General features: G+C 32.8%; 10 protein-coding genes. 9 read left to right on the forward strand and 1 reads right to left on the reverse strand.

Annotated features, from left to right (window positions below):
- From RR554_RS10780 to RR554_RS10800, 5 genes are all read left to right on the forward strand, one after another.
- The coding region (locus RR554_RS10780; RefSeq protein WP_332468007.1) for a chromate transporter at positions 1 to 443 on the forward strand (443 nt) is incomplete at its 5' end.
- A gap of 34 nt (positions 444 to 477) precedes the next feature.
- Positions 478 to 822: an iron chaperone gene (locus tag RR554_RS10785; protein WP_332464263.1), complete on the forward strand. Its 345-nt coding sequence runs from the start codon at positions 478 to 480 to the stop codon at positions 820 to 822.
- Between the two features lie 128 nt (positions 823 to 950).
- On the forward strand, positions 951 to 1,964 hold the full coding sequence (sppA, locus tag RR554_RS10790; protein ID WP_332464264.1) for a signal peptide peptidase SppA: 1,014 nt from the start codon (positions 951 to 953) through the stop codon (positions 1,962 to 1,964).
- 1 nt (position 1,965) lies between these two features.
- Positions 1,966 to 2,487, forward strand: a complete 522-nt coding sequence (locus RR554_RS10795; RefSeq protein WP_332464265.1) for an RDD family protein — start codon at positions 1,966 to 1,968, stop codon at positions 2,485 to 2,487.
- 38 nt (positions 2,488 to 2,525) lie between these two features.
- Positions 2,526 to 3,908, forward strand: coding sequence for a glutamate decarboxylase (locus tag RR554_RS10800; protein WP_332464266.1), 1,383 nt, complete (start codon positions 2,526 to 2,528; stop codon positions 3,906 to 3,908).
- A 300-nt stretch (positions 3,909 to 4,208) separates the two neighbouring features.
- Here RR554_RS10800 and RR554_RS10805 read toward each other — a convergent pair whose 3' ends face one another.
- A complete protein-coding gene (locus RR554_RS10805) occupies positions 4,209 to 4,895 on the reverse strand; it encodes a cyclic nucleotide-binding domain-containing protein (RefSeq protein ID WP_332464267.1) in 687 nt (228 codons plus the stop codon).
- Positions 4,896 to 4,994: 99 nt separating this feature from the next.
- On the opposite strand from RR554_RS10805, the gene RR554_RS10810 reads away from it, so the two are divergent.
- The 4 genes from RR554_RS10810 (at position 4,995) to RR554_RS10825 (ending at position 7,444) form a co-directional block, all read left to right on the forward strand.
- Positions 4,995 to 5,417 (forward strand): DMT family transporter, encoded by a 423-nt coding sequence (locus RR554_RS10810; RefSeq protein ID WP_332468008.1) that lies wholly within the window; start codon positions 4,995 to 4,997, stop codon positions 5,415 to 5,417.
- A 14-nt stretch (positions 5,418 to 5,431) separates the two neighbouring features.
- The gene (locus tag RR554_RS10815) at positions 5,432 to 5,887 is read left to right on the forward strand and encodes a DMT family transporter (protein WP_332464269.1); all 456 of its coding nucleotides are present in this window, start codon (positions 5,432 to 5,434) and stop codon (positions 5,885 to 5,887) included.
- Positions 5,888 to 5,961: 74 nt separating this feature from the next.
- A complete protein-coding gene (locus RR554_RS10820; protein WP_332468009.1) occupies positions 5,962 to 6,396 on the forward strand; it encodes a MarR family winged helix-turn-helix transcriptional regulator in 435 nt (144 codons plus the stop codon).
- Positions 6,397 to 6,409: 13 nt separating this feature from the next.
- Complete coding sequence (locus RR554_RS10825) at positions 6,410 to 7,444, forward strand: saccharopine dehydrogenase NADP-binding domain-containing protein (RefSeq protein WP_332464271.1); 1,035 nt, start codon at positions 6,410 to 6,412, stop codon at positions 7,442 to 7,444.
- The last annotated feature ends 60 nt before the right edge of the window (positions 7,445 to 7,504 follow it).

Below are 7,504 nucleotides of genomic sequence, written 5' to 3' on the forward strand. Positions count from 1 at the left end.
TTGAGCAATATGCGGATTTAAATGCGTTAGATGTTCTTATACCAGGACCAATTGCGATTAATTCAGCGACATATGTTGGGCAACTATATGGTGGTTTTTTAGGTGCCACGGTGACAACTCTAGCTGTATGTGTTCCGTCAGTTGTTTTTGTTGGCTTATTTAGTAAATATGAAGTAGGAATTAAACAAAATAAAAGTTTAAATCTGATATTAGATAACGTAAAAGTAGTATCTATTGGTTTAATTTTTGCGGTAGCTTTTATTTTGATGTTATCCACTGTTTTTGGTGTGGATAATTTATTGAATATCTCTAAAATGAGCGTAGATGTTTTTTCATTATTTATCATGGTTGGAACTGTTTATTTTAGTTTGAAATACCAGGTAAATCCTCTATTATTAACTCTTTTAGCGGGTATAATAGGCTGGTTATATTACCTTATTTAATATCTGTTATAATAAAAATAAACGGGTGATTATGATGAAAAAAACAGTAGTTGATGAGTATATTGAAAACTGCCCAAAAGACAGGCAAGAGAAGCTAAGAACGATGCAAAAAATAATGAAAGATGTTTTTCCTGAAGCAAAAGAGTGTATAAAATACGGTATGCCGACGTACTTTCAACATGAGAACATTGTTCATTTTTCCAACGCTAAACACCATATTGGTTTTTATCCAACACCAGCGCCTATCTGTCATTTTTCCAAAGAATTAGAACCATATAAAACAAGTAAAGGTGCAATTCAATTTCCTGTAGAAAAAGAATTACCAGAAGAATTAATTCAAAGAATTTGTGAGTGGCGCTTGGAACAATTAACGAAATAAAGTAAAAAGAATCGAAAAAAATTCGGTTCTTTTTTTGTTTAGAATAGACGCTTTTCAAAATAACTTTAATTATCTATGGTCCATTGCTATAATTATAGTGATACTGTTTATTTTAAGGAGGAGTTAGGATGAATCAAAGAAGATGGTTTGCAGTAGCAGTAGCCGTTGGTTTATGTTTATTTTCAGTCGTTATTAGTTTTAAATCGCCTGAAGTTGAAGAAAAAACAGGGGCAGATAGTTTGAATAGCCTGTTATATGGATCTGATAAGTTAGTTCCGACAACGATTGAAGAAGGTGACAGCAACAAAAAAATTGTGCGCTTGTCAGTCGAAGGAGCTATCATTGATAGTAACCCAACAAGTTTTTGGTCTCAAGAAACATACAATCACCAAAAGTTCTTGCAACAAATAGAAACAATTAAGGATGATACAACAGTTCAAGGCGTATTACTTGAAGTAAATTCTCCTGGTGGTGGGGTATACGAAAGTGCTGAGATTGCTAAGGAATTAAAAAGCTTGAAAAAAGAGCGTGACATTCCGATTTATGTGAGTATGAAAAATTTAGCAGCTAGTGGTGGATATTATATTTCGGCAGCTGCAGATAAAATCTATGCCACAGAAGAAACAACAACAGGATCTATTGGTGTTATCATGTCAGGTACTAACTATTCAGGCTTAATGGAAAAGTTAGGTATTAAAGATGCGACTTATAAAAGTGGTGATTTAAAAGATATGGGTTCTGGACAAAGACCAGTTACAGATAAGGACAAAGAAGTGTTCCAGTCTTATATTGATAGTGCTTATGCAAGATTTGTAAAAATTGTGAGTGATGGTCGTAAAATGCCAGAAGATAAAGTTAAAAAAATTGCAGATGGCCGAATTTATGATGGCAAACAAGCTAAAGAAAATGGTTTGGTAGATGAGATTGGTTACCCAGAAGATGCTTTAGAAGCATTGCGTAAAGAGCAACACTTAAAGGGTGCGGAATATGTTGAGTTTAATACAGATGTATCAGGATTTGCGAATACATTGTTTGGAGCTAAATTAGCTAGAGGATCTGAAAAAGATGATTTTATGGCAATTTTAGAAAACTTAACCACAAAAGAAGCACCTAAAGCAATGTATTACTACGGAGGTGAATAGAATGTACGAAGAATACGTAGAAGAACCAAAGCAAATGGAAGAAAATCCGTATGAATTTCCAACGTACTATTTTGCTGGCTTTTGGCTTCGCTTCTTTGCCTTTTTAGTAGATATGCTTTGTATAGGTGCCATCTCAACGATTGTTATTAGCTTTATATCACTCGTTTTTCCAATCATGCCTTCAGATAGTTTTATTGGTCCAGGCAATTTAATTCGCCTAATGGTTTATCTGGCTTATTTTATTTTATTAACTAAATTAAACCGTGGTCAAACAATCGGTAAAATGATTTTTGGGCTTCAAGTTATCAGCATGAGTGATATTCAATTGTCGTGGGCAACTGTTTTAGTAAGGGAAGGGGCTTGCCGTTTCATTCTGAAAAATCCGTTACTTATGATTGGTTATATCATTGCGGCATTTACTAATCGCAAGCAACACGTTGGCGATTATGTTTGCGAAACAGCGGTAGTGGCTTTAAATGTTGTCAAAGCGTCAAAAAATGCGAATAAACAGGGCTCATATTAACGATTTTTAAATTAAATTAAAAAGAGGTTGATGCTGTTATGTTGAAAAATAATAATCAAGATATTCCTGTATTTGGTTCGTTGTTTTCAGATGAAGAAGTATTACTATCTTCATTACGAACAGAGCCGATTTCTTCCAATATTGCTTATCGTTTGTTAAAGGATCAGTTAATAGATGAAGGTAATGCCAGACAAAATTTAGCAACATTCTGTCAAACTTATATGGAACCTGAGGCTAGTCTTTTAATGTCAGAAACAATGGAGAAAAACGCAATTGACAAATCAGAGTACCCACAAACAGCTGAAGTAGAGAAAGCTTGCGTTGCTATCTTGTCAGATTTATGGCAAGCGCCAGATAAATTGCATACGATAGGAACTTCAACAGTCGGCTCGAGTGAAGCGTGTATGTTGGCTGGTTTAGCCATGAAATTTCGTTGGCGTAAATTGGCGGCTGAAAGAGGTATTGATGTAAAAATGTGTCAACCAAATCTAGTGATTTCCTCAGGGTATCAAGTTTGTTGGGAAAAATTTTGTGTGTATTGGGATGTCGAATTAAGAGAGGTTCCAATGGATAAGGCACATTTAAATTTAGACACGGATAGAGTATTAGATTATGTGGATGAAAACACTATTGGTATTGTTGGGATTTTAGGAATTACTTATACTGGCAAATTTGATGATATTTTGAAACTTGATAGTATCGTATCTGAGTATAATCAACATAACACACACCAGCTGGTTATTCATGTGGATGCGGCAAGTGGAGGTATGTTTACACCGTTTGTAGAGCCAGATCGTTTATGGGATTTTAGATTAGAAAATGTAGTGTCCATTAATACGTCGGGACATAAATATGGATTAGTCTATCCAGGTGTTGGTTGGATTATTTGGCGAGATAAGAAATACTTACCAGAAGAATTAATTTTTGAAGTTAGCTACTTAGGTGGAAGTATGCCGACAATGGCAATTAATTTTTCAAGAAGTGCTAGTCAAATTATTGGGCAATATTATAATTTTTATCGATTTGGTTTTAATGGTTATCTTGATATTCATCTACGAACACAAGAAGTTGCTAAAGATATTGCTAGTGCTATTGAGGAAACGCAACTTTTTGAGATGTATAACACAGGAGAGACGATACCTATTGTATGTTACGCTCTAAAAAAAGATACTGGGATTCAATGGACTCTGTATGATTTAGCTGATCGACTTCAGATGAGAGGATGGCAAGTGCCAGCTTACCCATTACCTAAAAATTTGGATGACATTGTGGTTCAGCGAATTGTGTGTCGTGCGGACTTAGGAAAAAATCGGGGAATTGCTTTTATTAACGATTTTAAAGAATGCATCGAAGAATTAAATCAAGCGCATATTTTGTTCCATGATAAACGTAATAAAGATACCTATGGATTTACGCATTAAAATAAAGAGAAAAGCGATAATGACTTTTAAGTCAATGTCGCTTTTTTGATTTCTATAATGAAGCGCACTCTTGTGGAATTAACTTTATAAGTTAAGTATACCAAAAAAATGGAGGGTCAATATTTTGTTCTTAAATAAAAAAATGACATAAAACGCATTATTTTATTTAAAAGTACTTGAAACATCTATAAATAAAAATTTGTCATAGTTACTATAGATGGTTTTGCTATTCATTTTTGGAATAGCTAAATTTAAATAAAGCAACTAGATCACTAAAATAATGAACTATACCAATATTCGTTATTGATACAAATCAGCAGTCATTTCCTCTAAGCGTTTAACATCTAGAACACTAAAGCCATGAGACTTTCGTTCTAAAATATTTTTATCACATAATGCGTTGATTGACCGGTGCAGTTGACGATAACTGCCACCTAAAAGTTCAGATAATGCTGTTAAATTTTCATTGAATACAGGAGTAGCTTCGTTTGAATGTTCAATGGTGGCAAAAATATAGCTGGCCAATCGATTCTCTAAAGGATAAAGGAGATTAATGGAGCTATTTTTTGAAGAACGTTCCAACTCTAAACTAAGAGATTGACAAATAAAGTGTAAAAATTTGATATCAGTGAGAAGATATTTTTTTACCACATCTTTATGAATGCCAATACAATAAGCATCTTCCATGACTTGAACATTGGCAGTCGCATTTTTATTGTTCATTACTTCTAAATCACCGATGAGTTTGAAATCTTCATAAAAACAAAGAAGTAAAGATTTTCCATTTTTGAGAGTGATGTAAATTTTTGCTTTCCCTTCAACAAAGAAAAATAAATAGTCCATGGGCTCGTCTTCGTAGCAAATATGCTCTCCCTTTTTAAAAAAATAAAGATTCAATAAGTGACTAGGGTCATTTGAAAAGTGTTGTGTCATGTTATAGGTATCAATAAATTGTTGAAGGAGTTTAGGGTTATCAATTTTTTTCATAATGTTACCGACTTTCTTTTTTAGTGGGACATATGTCCTAATGGGCAAGAGATAGACCATGCTATATTGATTTTAGTAAAGAGTTTAGGGGATGAGAAAATGACGAAAATAATTTCAGTTGCTATAGGGATGTTAATTACTTTAATGATAACACTGAATGGTACCTTAGCAAATGCTACAGGTAATTATACATCAAGTATGTTGATTCATTTTTTAGGATTAGTTGGAACGATTATTGTCATGATAATGGCAAAAACCAAGTTAAAACTAAGAAATAATCTGTCATGGTATGTTTATACTGGGGGAGTAATCGGTGTTTTAACCGTGTTATTTAATAATTTGAGTTTTGCTACATTAGGAGTATCTCTAACAGTTGCTCTAGGCTTATTAGGTCAGTCTCTTTCTTCACTTATTATTGACCATTATGGACTGTTAGGAATGAAAAAAATTCCCTTCGAATCTAAAAAAATAATTGGTTTATTACTTATCATTGCAGGTATTGTTGTTATGGCATTTTACTAAAAGGAGGAAACATGATGATTTTATTCTATTTTTTATCGGCGGTTTTAGCAGGTGTGTCAATTGTTGTCGCGAGAATTATAAATGCTAATTTAGCAGCAAAAATCGGTTTGTTTCAAAGTACCTTTTTTAATTATGTAACGGGATTTTTGTCATCAGTTGTGTTGTTTATATTTAGCAGTGAGCTGTTAAAAGCAGTGTCAATTGATTTTAAAAGTATTCCTCTTTGGGCGTATTTAGGCGGTGTTGTAAGTGTAGCTGTTGTTGTTCTTTCAAGTTATATTACACCAAAAATTTCTGTGTTTTACCAAACACTTTTTGTCTTTATCGGTCAAATATTTATCGGTATTGTGGTTGATTATTTTGCTCTCAACCAACTATCCATTGGAAAAGTTTTAGGTGGATTGTTTGTGTTACTTGGGCTAACCTTTAACTTAATCGTTGATATGAAGGGTCAAACTAAACTAAATTAAATCAAAATCTGGTGAGTGAGTAGCTACCAGATTTTTTTATTGACTCTAATTAGTTTAGTTGCTAAACTAATTATATGGAAAATAAAAAAATAACTCAAAAATTAGGAGAGCTTTTTCAATTGATTCATCAATGTGAACAAGCTAGTTTGAAAAATAATGAATGTGACCAACTAACACCAAGTGAATTCCATCTTGTGGAATGTATCGGATTAACAAAAAAAATAACAAGTAAAGAAATCGGGGAAAGGTTAAACATTACAAAAGGTGCAGTGTCCCAACAACTTAAACGACTGATTGAGCGTGGTGTTGTTGAGAAGGAATTAGATAAGGAAGACAAACGAAAAAGTTATTTATCGTTAACAGCTATAGGTATTAAAAATTATGAAGCTCATCAAAAAATGAAGATTGATTTTGATTCTATATTGGAAACAAAGTTAACAAAAGATGAAATTATTGGATTTACTAAAGGAATTGATGCCTTAAATGATTATTTGAGAAATCAGGAATAAATGGGGAAAGAAAATGAAAAATAAACTATTAATTATTGGTGGTCACGGAGCGGTCGGACGAATTATATTAAAAAATTTACTAGACAAAGGCATATCGGAAAATCAATTGGTTATTGCTGGGCGCAGTTTGGATAAAATGACTAATTTTATTGAAAAAGAAAAATTGAGGATAGATTACCGTCAAATAGATATTCACGAACCGATTAAGAAAGCCATGTTTGAGGACATTCAGTTAGTCGTTATGTGTATTGACCAAAAAGAAACGACATTTGTTGAAGAGTTAATGGCTTTAAAGATTGATTATGTTGATATAACTGCTAATAGTGAATTTATCAAAAAAATAAATCAGTTGCCTCAAAATAAAACTGTTTCTGTTGTAACAAGTGTTGGATTAGCACCGGGCTTAACCAACCTTGCCACTGCTGACTACATTAAAAGATATCAACCCAAAACAGTTGCGATTGATATCTTATTAGGTACTGGAGAAAGTCACGGTGAAGCCGCTGTTCATTGGATGTTTGATAATATTAATCAACCGTATCATATCAAACAAGCCTCCCAACCAATTAAAAATTTTACATTAAAGCGGGTAGTAGATTTTACGCCGAAGTTGAAACAAAGAGAAACATATAATTTTAATTTTTCAGATCAACATATTTTGAATGAGCAATACCCAAAAATTCCAATTACAACTTATTTTGGATTTGACATGAATATCATGACCAAAAGCTTACACTGGTTAAATCGAATGAATGGATTAAGTTTTTTAGAGAAAAAACAAGTTATTCATATTTTAAAAAAGGTAATGAAAAAAGAAATGATCGGAACTGATGCCTTTGCAATTCGGGTGTCAAATGGTAAAGAAGATGACAAAAACGGCTTTAGTTTATACGGTAGTAATGAAAAAGAGATTACAGGTAAAATAGCTAGTTTAGTTGTATATCGTGTTTATAAGCAGCAAGAAAAAGTGGGAATTGCTTCAATTGATGGGATACTGACATTAGATGATGTGGTAAATGAAACTCACTTACATAAATTTATAAACTAAATAAAATAGGCTCCTGATTTCGATGAAAGAATCAGAAGCCTATTTTTTATTCTGGATTAT

This window comes from Vagococcus sp. (assembly GCF_036639995.1).
Lineage (GTDB): Bacteria > Bacillota > Bacilli > Lactobacillales > Vagococcaceae > Vagococcus.

What these genes read in the sequence shown, in the direction of transcription:
- sppA (WP_332464264.1), top strand. Translation starts at nt 951, where the DNA reads ATGAATCAAAGAAGATGGTTTGCAGTAGCAGTAGCCGTTGGTTTATGT.
- RR554_RS10825 (WP_332464271.1), top strand. Translation starts at nt 6,410, where the DNA reads ATGAAAAATAAACTATTAATTATTGGTGGTCACGGAGCGGTCGGACGA.
- RR554_RS10815 (WP_332464269.1), top strand. Translation starts at nt 5,432, where the DNA reads ATGATTTTATTCTATTTTTTATCGGCGGTTTTAGCAGGTGTGTCAATT.
- RR554_RS10800 (WP_332464266.1), top strand. Translation starts at nt 2,526, where the DNA reads ATGTTGAAAAATAATAATCAAGATATTCCTGTATTTGGTTCGTTGTTT.
- RR554_RS10805 (WP_332464267.1), bottom strand. Translation starts at nt 4,895, where the DNA reads ATGAAAAAAATTGATAACCCTAAACTCCTTCAACAATTTATTGATACC.
- RR554_RS10810 (WP_332468008.1), top strand. Translation starts at nt 4,995, where the DNA reads ATGACGAAAATAATTTCAGTTGCTATAGGGATGTTAATTACTTTAATG.
- RR554_RS10795 (WP_332464265.1), top strand. Translation starts at nt 1,966, where the DNA reads ATGTACGAAGAATACGTAGAAGAACCAAAGCAAATGGAAGAAAATCCG.
- RR554_RS10785 (WP_332464263.1), top strand. Translation starts at nt 478, where the DNA reads ATGAAAAAAACAGTAGTTGATGAGTATATTGAAAACTGCCCAAAAGAC.
- RR554_RS10820 (WP_332468009.1), top strand. Translation starts at nt 5,962, where the DNA reads ATGGAAAATAAAAAAATAACTCAAAAATTAGGAGAGCTTTTTCAATTG.